This is a genomic window from Pseudobdellovibrionaceae bacterium, from assembly GCA_023898385.1.
Lineage (GTDB): Bacteria > Bdellovibrionota > Bdellovibrionia > Bdellovibrionales > UBA1609.
Genome location: CP060220.1, coordinates 2,733,100 through 2,749,401, shown reverse-complemented (window position 1 = coordinate 2,749,401; position 16,302 = coordinate 2,733,100). Strand labels below are relative to the sequence as shown.

Annotated in this window: 17 protein-coding genes and 1 tRNA gene; 5 read left to right on the top strand and 13 right to left on the bottom strand. The window is 45.0% G+C overall.

Annotated elements, in window-relative coordinates; translation table 11 throughout:
* Nucleotides 1-219: 219 nt before the first annotated feature.
* Entirely contained in the window at nucleotides 220-531 is a 312-nt protein-coding gene (locus H6626_12620) for a transcriptional regulator (protein ID USN47021.1), read from the bottom strand.
* A complete protein-coding gene (locus tag H6626_12615; protein USN47020.1) occupies nucleotides 532-822 on the bottom strand; it encodes a hypothetical protein in 291 nt (96 codons plus the stop codon).
* 276 nt (nucleotides 823-1,098) lie between these two features.
* Here H6626_12615 and H6626_12610 point away from each other — a divergent pair, with 276 nt between their 5' ends.
* Both H6626_12610 and H6626_12605 read left to right on the top strand, forming a co-directional pair.
* Entirely contained in the window at nucleotides 1,099-1,341 is a 243-nt protein-coding gene (locus H6626_12610; protein USN47019.1) for a type II toxin-antitoxin system prevent-host-death family antitoxin, read from the top strand.
* Nucleotides 1,338-1,745 carry a type II toxin-antitoxin system VapC family toxin gene (locus H6626_12605; protein USN47018.1) on the top strand — a complete coding sequence of 136 codons (408 nt, stop codon included), beginning with the start codon at nucleotides 1,338-1,340 and terminating at the stop codon, nucleotides 1,743-1,745. Before H6626_12610 ends, H6626_12605 begins: the two co-directional genes overlap by 4 nt.
* A gap of 91 nt (nucleotides 1,746-1,836) precedes the next feature.
* Here H6626_12605 and H6626_12600 read toward each other — a convergent pair whose 3' ends face one another.
* Nucleotides 1,837-2,019 (bottom strand): hypothetical protein, encoded by a 183-nt coding sequence (locus H6626_12600; GenBank protein USN47017.1) that lies wholly within the window; start codon nucleotides 2,017-2,019, stop codon nucleotides 1,837-1,839.
* A 604-nt stretch (nucleotides 2,020-2,623) separates the two neighbouring features.
* Here H6626_12600 and H6626_12595 point away from each other — a divergent pair.
* Nucleotides 2,624-3,007: a hypothetical protein gene (locus H6626_12595; GenBank protein USN47016.1), complete on the top strand. Its 384-nt coding sequence runs from the start codon at nucleotides 2,624-2,626 to the stop codon at nucleotides 3,005-3,007.
* A gap of 27 nt (nucleotides 3,008-3,034) precedes the next feature.
* Here H6626_12595 and H6626_12590 read toward each other — a convergent pair whose 3' ends face one another.
* From H6626_12590 to H6626_12550, 9 genes are all read right to left on the bottom strand, one after another.
* On the bottom strand, nucleotides 3,035-3,664 hold the full coding sequence (locus H6626_12590; GenBank protein ID USN49035.1) for a hypothetical protein: 630 nt from the start codon (nucleotides 3,662-3,664) through the stop codon (nucleotides 3,035-3,037).
* A gap of 28 nt (nucleotides 3,665-3,692) precedes the next feature.
* Nucleotides 3,693-4,550: a ThiF family adenylyltransferase gene (locus H6626_12585; protein ID USN47015.1), complete on the bottom strand. Its 858-nt coding sequence runs from the start codon at nucleotides 4,548-4,550 to the stop codon at nucleotides 3,693-3,695.
* Between the two features lie 237 nt (nucleotides 4,551-4,787).
* Entirely contained in the window at nucleotides 4,788-5,213 is a 426-nt protein-coding gene (locus tag H6626_12580; GenBank protein USN47014.1) for a hypothetical protein, read from the bottom strand.
* 486 nt (nucleotides 5,214-5,699) lie between these two features.
* A tRNA-Val gene (locus tag H6626_12575) sits at nucleotides 5,700-5,775 on the bottom strand.
* Between the two features lie 63 nt (nucleotides 5,776-5,838).
* The gene (locus tag H6626_12570; protein ID USN47013.1) at nucleotides 5,839-6,360 is read right to left on the bottom strand and encodes a hypothetical protein; all 522 of its coding nucleotides are present in this window, start codon (nucleotides 6,358-6,360) and stop codon (nucleotides 5,839-5,841) included.
* A 30-nt stretch (nucleotides 6,361-6,390) separates the two neighbouring features.
* Nucleotides 6,391-7,419 carry a tetratricopeptide repeat protein gene (locus tag H6626_12565; protein USN49034.1) on the bottom strand — a complete coding sequence of 343 codons (1,029 nt, stop codon included), beginning with the start codon at nucleotides 7,417-7,419 and terminating at the stop codon, nucleotides 6,391-6,393.
* A gap of 535 nt (nucleotides 7,420-7,954) precedes the next feature.
* Nucleotides 7,955-10,441: an endopeptidase La gene (lon, locus tag H6626_12560; GenBank protein USN47012.1), complete on the bottom strand. Its 2,487-nt coding sequence runs from the start codon at nucleotides 10,439-10,441 to the stop codon at nucleotides 7,955-7,957.
* A gap of 89 nt (nucleotides 10,442-10,530) precedes the next feature.
* The gene (gene clpX, locus H6626_12555) at nucleotides 10,531-11,823 is read right to left on the bottom strand and encodes an ATP-dependent Clp protease ATP-binding subunit ClpX (protein ID USN47011.1); all 1,293 of its coding nucleotides are present in this window, start codon (nucleotides 11,821-11,823) and stop codon (nucleotides 10,531-10,533) included.
* A 4-nt stretch (nucleotides 11,824-11,827) separates the two neighbouring features.
* Nucleotides 11,828-12,430, bottom strand: a complete 603-nt coding sequence (locus H6626_12550; GenBank protein USN49033.1) for an ATP-dependent Clp protease proteolytic subunit — start codon at nucleotides 12,428-12,430, stop codon at nucleotides 11,828-11,830.
* Nucleotides 12,431-12,727: 297 nt separating this feature from the next.
* On the opposite strand from H6626_12550, the gene H6626_12545 reads away from it, so the two are divergent.
* Both H6626_12545 and H6626_12540 read left to right on the top strand, forming a co-directional pair.
* Nucleotides 12,728-14,266: a leucyl aminopeptidase gene (locus tag H6626_12545; GenBank protein USN47010.1), complete on the top strand. Its 1,539-nt coding sequence runs from the start codon at nucleotides 12,728-12,730 to the stop codon at nucleotides 14,264-14,266.
* Between the two features lie 107 nt (nucleotides 14,267-14,373).
* The gene (locus H6626_12540; GenBank protein USN47009.1) at nucleotides 14,374-15,036 is read left to right on the top strand and encodes a hypothetical protein; all 663 of its coding nucleotides are present in this window, start codon (nucleotides 14,374-14,376) and stop codon (nucleotides 15,034-15,036) included.
* 8 nt (nucleotides 15,037-15,044) lie between these two features.
* Here the strand turns inward: H6626_12540 and gshA are convergent, their stop codons facing one another.
* Entirely contained in the window at nucleotides 15,045-16,292 is a 1,248-nt protein-coding gene (gene gshA / locus H6626_12535) for a glutamate--cysteine ligase (GenBank protein ID USN47008.1), read from the bottom strand.
* Between the last annotated feature and the right edge of the window lie 10 nt (nucleotides 16,293-16,302).

Here is a 16,302-nt window from a genome sequence, read left to right as displayed (position 1 = left end):
GAGGTTATTTCTCGTCTTGAATTGAAATTTACTCGTTGAATAACCAAAAACCAAAAGTTGTTTATGAAGGAGCACTAGCATGAGGGAGATAACCGAAATACTGCAACATTTAAAATACTAGATTCTGCCTAGACAACGGGGGTCCACTAAACCCACTTAGGGTTGCCACACAAACCGCCTCAGCTGTGGCCAGCCGGAGGACCACCTAACCCCAATAATTCAAGACACTTTGAGTTCGATTTTGTGTTTGGGCTTTACTTGGCTTAACAACCCAAGCAGGCGGTCTGTACTGATACCCTCAATGCGGTGTCGAAAGATGCGGCTAAGGTCTGCTTCAGGCACGTTTAAGGCTACTGCAAGCTCTGTATTTTTCAAATTGTTGTCTTGTTTATAGGCCAAAAGAGCTTGGCAGATTTCCCACCTAAAATGCTCAAGAGGGGTAGCATTTTTATTGATGTGAAGTGTGCCTTCCCAGCTCTTAGATTCTTTGCGGATGTTTTCTAATTGTTTTTTACTTGGAAATCCCATCATTTACCTCCGATGCGCATTAACAATTCCAATGTAAATGGCATTATCTTCTAAAAGCCAAACCAGCTTATAGAGCTTGTCATCTAAAAGCAGATTATCCGAGGCAAAGTATTCAAACCCATCAACACGTTTTTCGGGCTCGGCTCTGGACCCATCAAGTAATTTAACAAGCTCAAGGATGAGTTCATCATTTATAGATTCGCTGTGCTTTTCCTCATAGTGAGGGTCAATCACAACTTTTTTAATTTTGCGACCATTGATGCTCAAGCTTAGTGGATATTCTCGACGACTCATCTGAAAACCACTCTATCAAATCTTGTTTAATTACACAAGTTTTATTTTCAATCTCTAAATCAACTAACTGCCAGCTCGGAGGTGCTGAAGCGTAAGCGCCCCACGGAGTCTTTTTGTCAGGATATAGGCTGAGCGCCTACAAAGCTGCATTAGGGCATCCATGGATCTCATTTTTGAAAACAAAGTCGAGCAAGTAAACTCGAACGCGCTATCCTGTGGACAAAACCCCATAAATAGACTAGTATTAGACTAGTTTATTTTACTATGGAGAGCTTTATGAAAAAAGTAGGTTCTTACGAAGCTAAGACACATCTTTCTAGCCTACTCGATCAAGTGGCCAATGGTGAGTCGTTCACCATCACTAAGCACGGCTTGCCCGTGGCTCAGCTGGTCCCTGCCCCCGGCGCGATTCGACCCGATGTTGAATCAGTCATTGCCGAAATACATGAGTTTCGATCTAAACACAGCCTTGAGGGTGTTGCTATCAAGGACCTCATCAATGAAGGTAGAAAATATTGAAAAAATTTATTCTTGATACCTCCGTAGCAATGGCTTGGTGCTTTGCCGATGAAGGAGGAAAAACAGCAGAAAAAATTTTGGACTCCATGCAAGATCACACGGCCATCGTTCCGCCCCTTTGGACCTATGAAGTCACCAACGTTCTACTCGTGGCTGAAAGAAAAAAACGCCTCTCAGCTGTTGATGCCACTCGATACCTAAACCTGTTGTTTCAACTACCCATTGAGGTGGATGACTCATTACCAAATGCAACGGAACTCCTCCGCTTAGGGCGAGACTTCAAGCTATCTAGCTATGATGCGGCTTACCTGGAGCTTGCTACGAGACACGGCTGTGCTCTCGCTAGCCTAGATAAAGACTTAAAGAAGGCCGCCAAAAAGATGGGGCTCACACTCCACATATGAGAAAATGAGTTGTCATCTTGATATATGACGATGCCGGAGTAATTTTGTGATCGTGGCTTGATAGTTAAAAAAAGACCAGTTCAATCTAAACTTATACAAGTTTTTTTATCTGCGACCACAAAAGAGCTTCAGGAACCTCCGTGATTTTAAGTGCTCGCATACATGCCCCTAAACGTCCTCTACGATCTTTCAAGATAGCTATGGCTTTATTCAAGTCTTGTTCGACACTTCTGCCATAAGCGGCAATGGCTTTTTCTTTGGCCTTAAGATACACAAGTGTTGATTTTGCTAAGGACCTGAAATAGCGAGAAAGTTAAGATGAAGAGCTTTGCGCGGGCGCGCAAAGCCGCCAAGGGCCAAGTGCCAAGCACCCAAGGGCTGGCTGCCAGGCCTCCTTCTTCCCCAGTGAGTGCTTAAATAAAACGCTCTGCAGCCCATGGCAGTCTAGTGAAATTTCTAAGTCAGGGTTCGAATTTTCATGGCCTCTGCCCGCCTGGGACCTCTTACCGTTTTGTCAGTGAAAGATTAATTCTCCATGTCGCCTAGCTGAAAAACAAATAACATGGACTTGACATGCAATATTAAATTCCACACCATAGCTGCTGATTTTCATGAAAAACAGCAGCTCTATTGAGGATTTTAATGTACAAAAGAGCGTTAAATCTGCCTATCGCAGTGCTTTGTTTTGATGCTTGTGATCTTTAAAAAAATCTGAGGCTCGCAACACTTTCTTTTTTCTTAATGATTTCAATAGGTTTGGGCTGCGCCCCCAGCCTTCTCGAGGCCTTCCATACTGGCTCATTTTGAGATTCGTTCCTGTGGCCCTCAACTTTTGTTGAGGCTGGCCGATAAGACCTATAGCTAGGGGGAAAATAGCTATGGGAGCTGAAAGACGAATAGCAGATCGAAAGACCGTGGATTGTATCAATGTCACCGACTTAACGTCGTTGAATGATTTTAGAGTGATTGCTCGCCAAGCCTCTATTGTTGATGCATCCATTACTGGGTTTCTGATGGAAATCGATCGACGCGAGTTGGTTCCAGATCTTTTAAAAAAGAACCTGACACTGGAACCCATCGTTGGTCAAAACGTGGTTCTGTATTTGCCGCAAATGAACTTGGATTTGGACGGCACAATTACCAGAGCTATCCACATTGGTCGCGGCGTGTACCATGTGGCCGTTGAATTTTCTAAAGACGTGCCCGAGTATTGGCGCGAATGTCTTATTGATCTGTTACCTGAACCCGGTGAGATTGTTTAATCACTCGCCGGTTATTCTTTTATCACACTATAAATGTGTAAATGGCGGCAAGCCTTTTTCACTGGCAATAACTATTGAATAGTGTGATGGCAAAAACCAAGCGATGGCTTCGGCTATGCCGCGATGTTCTGATTGCGGAGGCTCCCCCAGAGACTCTAGAGAAAAAATCAAATCATAGTGTTTACTGTCCGTGCTCACAACCACCGTCTTCATGTCTTTAATACCCTGATCAGCAAAAAACTGTTTTAGCACTTTCCTTACGTAACCCGGCAAATACTCTTGCGAAGGAGGGCCGGCCACGACGTGTTTACCTTTTTCAAAAACAACCTTTCCCGATTTGATTTCAGGAGCTTCAGAAATAAACTCTCCCCGCTCCTTGCAGTTCCATACCATACCGTAGGTGAATACATAGTCAGGGGCTTGTTTGTGGGCATTAACAACAAGGCCGATGCCTTTTTCGGAAAGCCAATCAATAATTTTTCGCACGGGTTCTTTGGCACCCACGATAGTTTGCGCAAATAAATAGGGCCAACCATCGGGCCCCACTTGGGTGGTGCCGTCTTCAATGGATAGCCGCCCTTCATATAGGGCTTGAAAGAATGCACTCTCCCACTCTTTATCGCGAGCAACAAAAGGCTGTTGAGTTAAGTTAAACAGATCTAGTTTTCGAGCCAAGAAACCCTCGTTAGACGTTGTACTTTTTCTTCGTCAACCATATGACAAATTGATTTAGAGGGTTCTTATTACCACCTGGCCGCCAGAAACGGTACACACGATTGTAATAAAAATCAGTATGATATCCACGAGGAGCCCATAACATGGGGCCCCGATTTAAAATGATCTTCAAAGTAGTGGCTCCAATAACCGCCGTTGCCGCCAAACATCCCACATGAAGCGATGGCACACGCCCCTCGTCCACATTGACAAGCTCAGGAGCCACCACATAGCCGCCATGCAGGGGCATCGGCGACACGCCCGTTAAAAAATGCACAAGCTTATGTTTAGGCGGCATCCCGTCGGTGATTTGAAAGTAGTGCTTCGGCCGAACTCCACCGGGTTTAAACGCCACAATCGACGTGCCCATGCCAAAGGGGCCCGCCGTAATTGTCGGTATTCCCAAATCATAAGCCCGCTCGAAAAGTAACATCCTGATATCAATGGCAAACACATCGAGGCCGTCTACTAAAAGGTCAACGCCCTTTAAGAATTCGTCCATGTTTTCTGGCGTCACACCCTGATTGAATTGAGTGATCTCTGACTCTGGATTTACATCCAAGGCTATTTTTGCCATCACGTCAGTCTTTGCCCAACCGAGATGACTCATGGTCGCCCCAATTTGCCGATTGAAATTTACCACATCAAAGATATCAAGGTCAGCTATGTGGTAGCGGCAAAAACCCATTCGCGACAAAGTGTGTAGATGGTGTCCACCCACGCCACCCATGCCGACAATAGCTATTTTGGTTTGCCGTACTTTTTCTTGGTCAGCATGAGAGAAAAAACCAAGGTTTCGAGAAAACGCATCTGCGTATGAAAATTCCATTAGTTAATTATGACGTCTCAACAAAGATTTGTACAGACGGCGTTTATTGAACTCGATTGTCGATTCTTGAACTAAAAAATTGAATATGAGAGACAAAAGTCCTGGAACTATTTTGACCTTTTCAACTCAGGATAGTTAATGTCCTCTACCAATTGCCAAACATTCACAAAATTATAACTGGAATCAGGTACTCGAAATATATTTCACGTACGTACCGTCCAGTATTGTTCTTGTGATTCACTGCTTTCGACAAAAAAATCGATCCTGCCCCAAAAGCCTCTTTGTACCCGCGGGCAACGTATCAAAAAGATAGGTATGTTCCTTAATGCCGCCACTGATGGGGGTCCACTTTACACGATAGTGATCCGCATACTCGCCCTCCGCGGCCAACAAATCCACAATCAACGAGCCCTCACGACAAGCCACACGAACCGTATTATAAAATTGATCCTGCGGAAAGTCCCTAACCTCACCATCAGCAACAAGATGAAAAGTTTCATTGTAATGATAAACAACAGCACCCTCTTCTTCGGCCATTGTAAATGTCATCAGCTCCGTCCCACGATCATAATTACAAAGGTATTCCCCCGACAAATCAGGACACTGATCTCCATGAGCCAAATTAAAACCCAGCAGTAACACTAAAACCAAAAGATGACGCATAATCCCCCCCCAGGAACATGTGAATCACATTGAAGCCTAAAAAACCCCAACGCCCCTGTCCAGCACAATTGTGGTTTTCCAGCAACAACAGGCCAAAGGCGCCCAAATCAAGCTCCACAAATCAAAAAACAAGAAAAGAACCAAATAGAAAGAAAAAGCCGAAGGCAATCAAGTCAAAAATCGACAACCAAAACGATGAATAAGGTCGCAAAACAAGAGAACACCTCACCAAATGGAAAAAGCCGAAGGCAATCCAATCCACCAAACAAAGAACCAAAACAGAACAATGAACCAAGAAAAAAAAAGATAAAACAAGGAAAAGGGAGTACCGGGTTTCGAGAACGCGGCAAAACGCCAGGGGCGTTTTGATGCGGCTCGTGGCCGAGGCCCATAAGCGAGACTTGCGAGCGCATGGGCCGCAGGCCAAAGTGGCCTCGGCCACTTTGTACCAAACAAAAAAACCACCCAGAGGGTGGTTGTTTTGTTTGGTAGGGAGTACCGGGGTCGAACCGATGACATCCACCTTGTAAGGGTGGCGCTCTACCAACTGAGCTAACTCCCTATCTTCAGCGTTTTCGAGCTGCCTAACATAAAGAAATTCCGGCAGGCTGTCCAGCCCGAAACCTCAATAGGACTGTACTTTTTCAAGGATATAGTGATGATCCACGCCCTCAGCCTGCTCCACCGGCCTGAAGGTCACCGCTGTGACAAGGTCTCCCCCACAGCCATAGTCATTTGTTCGCTCGTAGGAGCGTACAATGGCCCAATAAGAGTAGGGTCGGCCTTTATATTCTTCTGGTGAATGCATTGCGGCACGAACAATTCGCTTACCGCTCGGAGCCAAGCCGCGGCCAGCGGCTATAATTTCGAAATCCTCATTGTAGTGAGTCACTTCAAAAACACGGCTGCCATCTTCGAGCTCTGAAATCACCGTGAATTCAAAGTAAGACCCTTCCACATTGGATCGCATCTTCCACATGCCTTCTATATCCTGCCAGGGAAAGGGGCATTCCGTCCCCCAAGGCCAAGGCAAGGTATCTTCTAAGGGCACAAAACCTGAATCTTGGCTGGCGACGCTGGGGGGACCGGCCAAAAAAAACAAAGTCAGCCCTATAACGACTAAACCAAAGATGTTTTGAATTTTCATGGCCATGCCTCCCCCTCATTGATCTGAATGTCAGTCAATGAGGACTCTTGTATCCTTGCTGAGATAATATCCGTTTTTTGCCCTAAAAATATACTTAGGCTTGTCAAAGTCCGGCTCAATCATTTTTCGTAGTCGCTTAATCGTCACATAGATTTTATTATCGTGAACCTGCGGATCATACTCTTGGCGCCAGACCTGTTTAACAAGTGATTCTTTTGAATAAACTGAACCAGGGTGTTGTAAAAACAGGCGAAGCATGTCCATCAAAATAAATTGATTTTTGAAATCAATGCGTCCCCGCTTTTTTTCTACAACAGAATTTGTCGACGCATGAAAAACCAAATCATACTTCGACTCATCATGAACCCCGCCGAGTTTTTCAATCTTCGCCTCTAAGTTTCGAGTGAAGTACCTGAGATTTTCAGGGTCTGCCGTGCGACGGGCCAGATTCATATACATACGGGCCATATCATTGTCGCCCATCTCATGAAAGGTCGTACCCATCGCATCCAACAATAGAATGTACATGTACAAATTCTTTTGAGATTTCAACTGATCATAGCAGCGCCAAAACACCTCTAATGCCTGATCATACTTGCCCATCTTTCTTAAAATATGGCCATTTAACATCTGGCTGGAGAGCTCAAGATCAGGTACTGGCAACACTTGAAAGAAAACTTGAAGATTATAAATCTCTTTGAGGGCATCATCATAACGGCCCAACAAAGTATATACCAGCGCCAAGCCATTTATCGCATAACAAATGTCTTCTTTATTGTCGTCGGCCAGAGCTTGGGCCAATGACTTCTCTAGGTACTCAAGCGCCGTTTTATACTGCTGCTTATAAGAGGCACAAAGACCTAGCGTATAAAAACTTTTGGCGTTTAACTTAACTTTCTCTTTTAAAACCAAATCTTGCAGGCGCTCTTTAGTATCGTCTATAGCTTCGTGGTTTTCCATTTCGGCATACATTCGAAGCAATAGATTCAGGCTTTTCAAATAACCTGTAAATTGCTTTTGCTGATAGTATCCCTTAGCCGCCTGCTCAAGCTTACTAATCCCGGTCACAAAATCACAGCGCTCGCTGTAGAGCTTGCCCAATTCAAATAGAGAATCAGGAGCTACGATCTCCTTGATTTCGCTGGCTGCCGCATGACTACTAAGGACTGCTTTGGCCTTGTCTGACACTGAAACCCCCCGCCCATATGGACAGACAAAACTGTACTGATGATGTGCTGCTTTTAGAAGCAGAAAAATTGTCCCTCAATTTCTTACAGAAACAAGAAGGCCGGTCAATTGAAACTAATGAAATATTTATATGGAGGATTGATTAAGTGAAAACCCGGGCAAAGGAAGCTCCGTGGCAAGAGCCGCCTCAGCCCTAAGCGGGAGGGGCATCGACGGTGCACATCACGATGTGCTGGGCGTATCCGGGTGGCGGCACGCAGTGACGCCATCCGAAGACGACCTGCGGCCACTCGTGCCGTGCACCGTCGATGCCCCTCCCGCTTAGGGCCGAGGCGGCTCTTGCCACGGAGCTTCCTTTGCCCGGCCCCTTTTCGATTACCGAAAAGGGAGGGAATGAGGATGCGGTTTAATGGTGTAGTTGGTGACCTGTGTGTTGAGCTCTTAAGCCTAGAGCTCTTTCTGCTCTGACTTTGAAAAGCTCTTTGGGTGACTTAATCGCCAACGCATTTACGAGCACCTGATCCACGTGATCAACCAGGATGACTTTTAGATCTTCTAAAACCTGCTTTGGTATATCTTTTAAGTCTTTCTCGTTTTCTTTTGGACAAATCACTGTTTTGATTCCCCCGCGGTGAGCGGCCAGGATCTTTTCTTTAAGTCCACCAATGGCAAGCACTCGACCTCGAAGCGTAACTTCACCAGTCATAGCCACATCTTTAAGTACGGGCAGTTTTGTAATTGCCGATACAATACTCGTAGTTATAGCAATGCCCGCCGAAGGACCGTCTTTAGGAATAGCTCCTTCAGGAACGTGAATATGAATATCGTGATTTGCGTAGAATTCTCGATCAAAACCAAAGAGTGGGCCGCGAGACCTCACATAGCTCATGGCCGCCGCACAAGACTCTTTCATTACCTCACCGAGTTGCCCCGTGATTGTGAATTTGCCTCGCCCTGGCACAACGGAAACTTCCACAACAAGCAAGTCCCCACCCACTTCTGTCCATGCCAAACCATTCGTTAACCCGATTTCATTTGGACCTTCGATTTTTCCAAACCGGTATTTGTCAGGCCCCAAAAGCTCAATCACTTTCTTTGGAATCACCGTAATGGGTTTTCTGGCCACCTTCGCAGTGGATTTTTTTGTCTTTCCTTTAGACTTTTTGTCATCGGTCATATTGGCTTTTTCTTTGTTGTAAAGCTCTTGCTCTACAATCTCTTTCGCCAACTTTCGGCATATAGTGGCTAATTTTCGCTCAAGGTTTCGCACACCGGCTTCTTTGGTGTAAGAGCGAATCACCTCTCGCACGGCCGGATCGGTGAATTTAATATTGTAATCATGCAATCCGTGCATTTCGATCTGCTTAGGAATTAGGTATTTTTTTGCAATATTAAATTTTTCGTCTTCTATGTAACCCTCAAGCTGAATCACTTCCATCCGATCAAGCAACGGCCTTGGAATTGGATGTAGCGAATTTGCCGTAGTAAAAAACAATACGTTAGACAAATCATAGTCCACTTCTAAGTAATGATCCTGGAAAGTCTTATTTTGTTCCGGGTCAAGCACTTCAAGCAAAGCCGACGAAGGATCTCCCCGAAAATCGGTACTCATCTTGTCGATCTCATCTAACAACAATAGCGGATTACCCTTTGAACATTTGCGCATAGCCTGAATGATTTTACCTGGCATTGCACCAACGTAAGTCTTTCGGTGACCACGTATTTCAGCTTCATCTCTGACGCCGCCTAAAGAAATTCTCGCAAAGGGTCTGTTTAGCGACTTAGCAATGGATCTTGCCAAAGACGTCTTACCAACCCCGGGAGGGCCCACCAAACACAAGATTGGTCCCCGTAGTTTGTCGGTAAGTACTTGTACCGCTAAGTGCTCTAGAATTCGCTCTTTTACTTTTTCAAGGCCCCAGTGGTCATCATCTAAAATCTCGCGAGCATATTCGATGTCGTGCTTTTCTTGCGAGTAATCAAACCAAGGCAGATCCAACATCCAGTCCACGTAGTTGCGCACAACCGCTGCTTCGGCGCTCATTGGCGACATCATTTTCAACTTTTTTATTTCTTTGCGAACTTTCTGTTTAGCTTCATCGCTCATGTCTTTCTTCTCAAGACGGCGCGACAATTCTTCCAGCTCGGCTTGGTAATCGTCCTTTTCGCCAAGTTCTTTTTGAATGGCCTGCATTTGCTCATTCAAATAGTATTCTTTTTGAGACTTCTCCATTTGCTTTTTAACACGACCGCGAATCTTTCGCTCCACCTCAAGAATCTCTATTTCGCCAGTCATTAAGTTTAACAGCTCTTCAAGCCGCAATCCCGGATCATTGATCTCCAAAATACGCTGTTTATCTTCAAGCTTCAAATTCAACTGGGCCGCAATGATGTCAGCCAATTCTCCAGGCTCGTCTATAGTTGAAACTCTCATCAAAATTTCTGGTGGAATTCGCTTATTCAGCTTCACATAGGTTTCAAAAGTGGTTTTCACTGAACGCATCAAAGCCTTAGCTTCGATTTCGCTACTTAGGTCTTCTGATATTTCTGAAACCAGCACTTCAAAATAATTGTCGTTAGTTACATACTCTTCGATTCGAACCCGACGCTTACCCTCGACCAATACTTTTACCGTACCGTCGGGCAAACGTAACAACTGAATGATCGTGCCCACCGTCCCCACTTTATAAATTTCTTCAGGTTGCGGGGTGTTAGTTTTCGGATCTTTTTGCGCCGCCAATACAATGTCAGTTTGTTTGCTCATGGCTTCTTCAAGAGCGTTTATGCTTTTTTCGCGACCCACAAACAAAGGCATCATCATATGAGGAAAAATGATTAAGTCGCGCAGTGGCAACAAGGGTAAATTTTTCTTCTTAGTAGTTTCTGTGGACATAACGACCTCCAACACCTTTGTTTATAGAGGTTATTTAGAAACTAAGAAAGGATTTTTGTCGACGATGAGAAGCTGTCCCAATTGTTAAATTAGGCGCTTTCAGCTGATCCCGCTGCAGTCGAAGATCTTCCTTCCTTAGAAGTTCTATAAGTCACCTCAGGTTTATCGAGTTTATCGATAACCTTATCTGTGATTATAACTTCTTTTATATTCTCCTTGGAAGGAATTTCATACATGATGTCCAGCATGGCTGTCTCAATAACACCCCGCAAACCACGTGCACCAGTGTTGCGCCGAATGGCTTGCTTGGCAATAGAGCGCAAGGCCTCATCGGTAAACCGCAGGTCCACATCTTCATAGCTAAACAGCTTCTTGTACTGCTTTGTTAGTGCATTTTTCGGCTTGACCAAGATATCTATCAATGCCTCTTCGCTCAACTGGTCGAGCACAGCCACGACCGGAAGGCGTCCAATAAATTCTGGAATCAATCCATATCGCACCAAATCATCGGGTTCAATTTTTTGCAAAATGTTTGAGTCTTCGGGTTTCGAACGCTCTTTAGCTGTTTTTATTTCTGCCGCAATCCCCATGGATTTGCTTGTGGTACGGTTTTCAATCACCTTATCTAAACCAACAAAGGCTCCACCCACGATAAACAAGATATTCGAGGTGTCCACTTGAATAAATTCTTGTTGAGGGTGTTTGCGCCCACCTTTTGGCGGCAGATTGGCCACCGTGCCTTCGAGGATTTTTAACAAAGCCTGTTGCACACCTTCACCGCTGACATCGCGAGTGATGGATGGGTTTTCAGACTTTCTAGTGATTTTATCAATTTCATCGATGTAAATGACTCCACGCTGCGCTTTTTCCACATCGTAGTCAGCTGACTGTAGTAGGTTCAACACGACGTTTTCTACGTCTTCGCCCACATATCCAGCTTCTGTTAATGCCGTGGCATCGGCCATAGCAAAGGGAACGTTTAATATTTTCGCAATTGTTTGCGCAAGCAGGGTCTTGCCCGAACCGGTCGGGCCGATCAATAAAATATTACTCTTAGCAATTTCGACGTCGTCTTTTTTGCCTTTTGTAGAGTTGATACGCTTGTAATGGTTGTGCACAGCCACCGCGAGCGACTTTTTAGCCTGTTCTTGGCCAATCACATAGTCATCTAGGTGGGCTTTAATATCTACCGGCTTAGGAACTTTCAGTACCGATTTTGTTGTTTGCTCACGTTCTTTTTCTTCTGTGATAATGTCATTACATAAATCAATACATTCATCGCAGATGTATACGCCAGGACCGGCAATTAACTTCTTAACCTCTTTTTGGCTTTTACCGCAAAAACTACAGCAAAGACTTCCATAGTTATCTTTTTTACTCATCCGCTCAGTCCTTTTCTGTGGCTTTTCTACTGGCAACCACTTGGTCTGCCAATCCCATTTCCACCGCAGCCTCTGCACTTAGGTAATTATTGCGGTCCATAGCCCTTGTTAGGGTATCGTGATCTAAACCTGTGTGACGTTCATAAATCGCCGTCAACTTTCGCTTCGTATCAAGCATTTCTTTTGCTTCAATTTCAATGTCACTGGCCTGGCCGGTAATGCCTGAACCCATGATCAATGGCTGATGTATCATAATGCGGGCGTGAGGCAATACATAACGTTTACCCTTTGCTCCAGCAGTCAATAAAAGCGATCCCATACTTGCGCCCATTCCAATACAAACTGTGCTCACCTCACACTTTACAAATTGCATAATGTCGTAAATAGCCAGGCCAGCTGTTACACTTCCACCCGGTGAATTGATGTAGAGCGAGATGTCTTTTTCGGGGTTGTCCATCTCTAAGAAAAACATCTGAGCGATGATACTATTTGCTACATCGTCCGTAACCGGTGACCCCAATAAAATGATCCGGTCCTTTAACAGTCGTGAATAAATATCATAGCTGCGCTCACCCTTAGGCGTTTGTTCAATCACAACAGGTATCAGTGCCAAGTCCCACTCCCTTGCAAAAGGCTTTTAATTCATCTTAAATGCAGTTCATCCACCGTGTTAGAGCCTAACTCGGTTTTCTAGTCCACATACTAGGCCATAACTCCTATCCATTATGGGTCGCCCAATATGTTTGACAAGGCTCTCATCGGACAAGGCGCCATTAAACTTAATCACAAAATGCTTTATTCACATAACCCACTGTGCTACCTAGATTGACACAACAAATTTTATATTGTGCCCCGCATTAATGGGCTGAAATTGTGTTTAAAACAACAAACAAAAGGTTCGCAAATGCAAGTAGAGTTAATTAAGACCAGCCCCTCGACCAAAGCCGCCCAAACTTTAGTTTTGTTTGCAATTCAAACTCCGGCCAAATCAGCAAAAAGTGGAGCAAAACCCTCCGTCGCTGCCTTTGGTGCAGACAAAGCAACCAACGACTGGCTACAGGACGCGGTTAACGAGGGTGCCTTTCGGGGTGATTTTAAAGAGTGTCTGTTTTTTCGACATGCTAATCTCAGTGGTTACAAAAATGTTTTATTTTGTGGTCTAGGAACCTCGAAAAACCTCAACCACGAGATCCTTCGTCAAGGCACGGCCCAAGCCTGGCACACTCTCAACTCTGAAAAAACGAAATCGGCTCACATGTTTTTAGAAAACATCACAAAAGGTTTTCGTGATGGCCCCTCAGCCCTACAAGCCGCCACGGAAGGGCTACTTCTCTGCGATTACGACTATGATGATTATAAAGCCGCTGAAACTAAAAAAGATCGCTGCCACAGCTTACAGAAAGTTCAAATCTTGGCCGGCGCAAAACAATTTACGGCCTCGTACAAAGGCGCCTTTAACACGGCCAATGTGCTTGTGGAGTGTGTGAACCTCACTCGACGGCTAGGAGACTCTCCCGGAAATATCATCACCCCAGAGGCCTTAGCGAACGAAGCCGAAAAGGCCGCCAAAGGCACAAAGCTCAAGGTCACATCCTGGAATAAAGCTCGCATTAAAAAAGAAAAAATGGGTGGCCTTTACGGCGTGTCCGCCGGCAGCGACAAGGAGCCTAGGTTTATTATTCTCGAATACAAAGGGGCGGCAGCTAGCAAAAAACCCATCGCCTTTGTTGGTAAAGGACTCACCTTTGACTCTGGCGGAATTAGCATAAAGCCCTCAAGCTCCATGGACGAAATGCGCTATGACATGTGTGGCGGTGGGGCCGTGATCGGCGCCATGCTGGCCATTGCCAAGCTTGGGTTAAAAGTGAATGCTGTGGGCTACGTTCCAGCATCAGAAAACATGCCTGGTCCAAATGCCAATAAACCTGGCGACATCTTGGTCGCTAGAAATGGAAAGTCCGTTGAAGTTTTAAATACCGACGCCGAAGGTCGTTTAATTTTAATGGATGCACTTTCTTACGCCACCGAACAAAAACCCCAAATGATTGTAGACGCCGCAACATTGACTGGCGCCATTGTGGTCGCACTTGGTAATCTTCACACCGCTTATTTCACCCGCGATAAAAAATTGGCTGCCAAAATTGAAAAAGCAGCTGAAGCTTCAGGAGAATTGATGTGGCCGATGCCCATTGCTGATCAACACCTCAGCGATATGAAGGGCGTGCATGCGGATTTATCTAACATATCCTCATTTAAAGGGGCTGGAAGCAGTACGGCAGCCGCCTTTTTAGAACAGTTTGTCGATAAGGATATCCCCTGGGCCCATTTTGATATTGCAGGCACAGCGTGGAATGTGAGCAATCGTCTTAATTACTGTCAGAAAAAAGCGGCCTCTGGAGTTTTGGTTCGGACTTTTGTAGAGCTTGCTAAGCAGTTCACCTAACGGGTAATAACGCTAGCTCCATGGGTCATTGTGGTCATAGGTACTGTGGCCCCGACCAATGGCTGGAAAGCTTAAGTTTTTACCACAAAGAGTCGATATGAATTGTGATGGAAAATCGTAATATAGGGCTCTCATTATTTATATTTTTGGCCGGCCTGCTGTTTGGCCTCTCTACCAGTTATAATTCCTGGGATGGTATATTTTTTGTCTACACAGGAAGTGCAGATCATCGACAACCGGCAGCCATAAATAAGATTTTCGATTACTCGCACTTAGAGGGCACGGCCCTTAAATTGGCAGCCCAAGAGCGCTTGGTTGAATCTGCTAAGGTTGAAGTGTCCGATCGACAAGTTGGGATCGCACTTGGACATTTTGTAACAAAATCTGACCAGGGCCGAAAAATTTTAGCCTGTCAGAGGTACAGCAAATTGGAACTCGAGTTCATTGCGCCTGGAATAGCTGTCAATGGCCTTCCGCCAAAAATGATCGTAGAATCTCCTTGTCATGAAAATGATCAAGATATCAATCGAATGGCGACCATTTGGCTGCCACTTGGCGAGCTCTATGCATCAGCCCCATCAGACAATTTTGAACAACAGTACTTTAATAATTTACCTGTAACACTGCGAATGGAAAACCTGGGCGGTCAATGGCCTGACAAATGGGTGCTGAATTCTGTTCAACTCAAAGGTGAAATGGACGATCTCACCATCTCTAAAGATGATATTCGGCTCTTACCAAAAAATGTCGAATTCACGGTTCCTAGATAAATAGAACGTTAGAGCTCCATGGTGTAGTCGCGAAAGAAGACTCCGGCCTTTTTTGCTTCGTAACCTATGGCCAACACACCTAGCTTGGCCACCCAGCCGTAGACATTTTCCATAGGATGACCTTCTATATTTATGTTTAGATCAGACACGCAAAGGCGCTTGTAAACCGCACCAGGGCTATTTAGACTCTCGCCAGGGCCCTTTTCACTGTGAGATCGCAAGAACCCTCCCGCCAATCGACAACCCAATGTATAAATCGCGGGTTCTGCTGATTGGTCATCGGCTCTTACGGCTGTGGGAATACCCTCTTGAATAATCAGTTGGTCAACACCGCCACCACCCTTAGCGGCTTTCATTTTCTTTCTGGCTTTGTAGGTCCAGTTTCTCACATCATCCCCGGATAGCGTATGAATCACCGCTAACCCATAGGTCCCGGCAGAGTTTTTTACAAATACGTAAGGCTTTTGACTAATGTCGTGCTTTTTGTAAACCACTTCGAGGTCCACAATCATTTGATCCACACGATTTGCCAATGTTTCTCGACTGCTTTCACTGTTAATGTCAAAATCAGAAAAAACTTGGGTTTCTACTGACAAAAGCCATGGATCGACATCAATAATTTCCGCAAACTCTTTCGCCAATAAATTGTATTGATCAAAGAACTCATCCTTTCGACGCCGGTGCCAACCCAATGCCGTAGGGGGATTGATTGGCGTTTTAACTCGTTCCACCCATTCTGCGTAGGGCACTGAAAAATCATTGTTGTTGATTACGAGATCAATGGGCTCACCTTCGACAAATAGGATTCCATCTCTAATTTCGTGTGGCGATATGGTGAGGTTGTGACCTGAAATAGATTCGACCTCCACGGCATTTTCAAAATCTTTCGGCCACGACATGAACACCGTAAAGCCGGCCTCTGTGAGTAGGTTTCTAAGGGCTCTGATGTTTTCCCAATAAAAGGGGTTTTTAGTGTGCTCCTCAGCCAACAGCAATAAGCGTTTTCCGCAGGACGGATAATGATCATGAAAATACTGTTTGGCGTGCTCTACTGAGGAGTCTTTATCGATCTGACAAATATTATTAAAACCTGCCGGAAAAATATTCGCATCCACAGGAGCCACTTTGTAACCTGAATCTCGAATATCAAAACTGGCATAAAAGGGTATGGCTAATCCTTTTTTCTTTTCCCGAAACCAATCGGAAACCTGCTGGCGATGAGCCACAATACTTTTATGAATGGTTTGATCCACCACTGTGTTACCC

Coding starts and splice junctions, on each gene's coding strand:
- H6626_12595 (USN47016.1), top strand. CDS start 2,624: ATGGGAGCTGAAAGACGAATAGCAGATCGAAAGACCGTGGATTGTATC.
- H6626_12580 (USN47014.1), bottom strand. CDS start 5,213: ATGCGTCATCTTTTGGTTTTAGTGTTACTGCTGGGTTTTAATTTGGCT.
- clpX (USN47011.1), bottom strand. CDS start 11,823: ATGAGTAAAAAAGATAACTATGGAAGTCTTTGCTGTAGTTTTTGCGGT.
- H6626_12620 (USN47021.1), bottom strand. CDS start 531: ATGATGGGATTTCCAAGTAAAAAACAATTAGAAAACATCCGCAAAGAA.
- lon (USN47012.1), bottom strand. CDS start 10,441: ATGTCCACAGAAACTACTAAGAAGAAAAATTTACCCTTGTTGCCACTG.
- H6626_12570 (USN47013.1), bottom strand. CDS start 6,360: ATGAAAATTCAAAACATCTTTGGTTTAGTCGTTATAGGGCTGACTTTG.
- H6626_12540 (USN47009.1), top strand. CDS start 14,374: ATGGAAAATCGTAATATAGGGCTCTCATTATTTATATTTTTGGCCGGC.
- H6626_12615 (USN47020.1), bottom strand. CDS start 822: ATGAGTCGTCGAGAATATCCACTAAGCTTGAGCATCAATGGTCGCAAA.
- H6626_12610 (USN47019.1), top strand. CDS start 1,099: ATGAAAAAAGTAGGTTCTTACGAAGCTAAGACACATCTTTCTAGCCTA.
- H6626_12585 (USN47015.1), bottom strand. CDS start 4,550: ATGGAATTTTCATACGCAGATGCGTTTTCTCGAAACCTTGGTTTTTTC.
- H6626_12545 (USN47010.1), top strand. CDS start 12,728: ATGCAAGTAGAGTTAATTAAGACCAGCCCCTCGACCAAAGCCGCCCAA.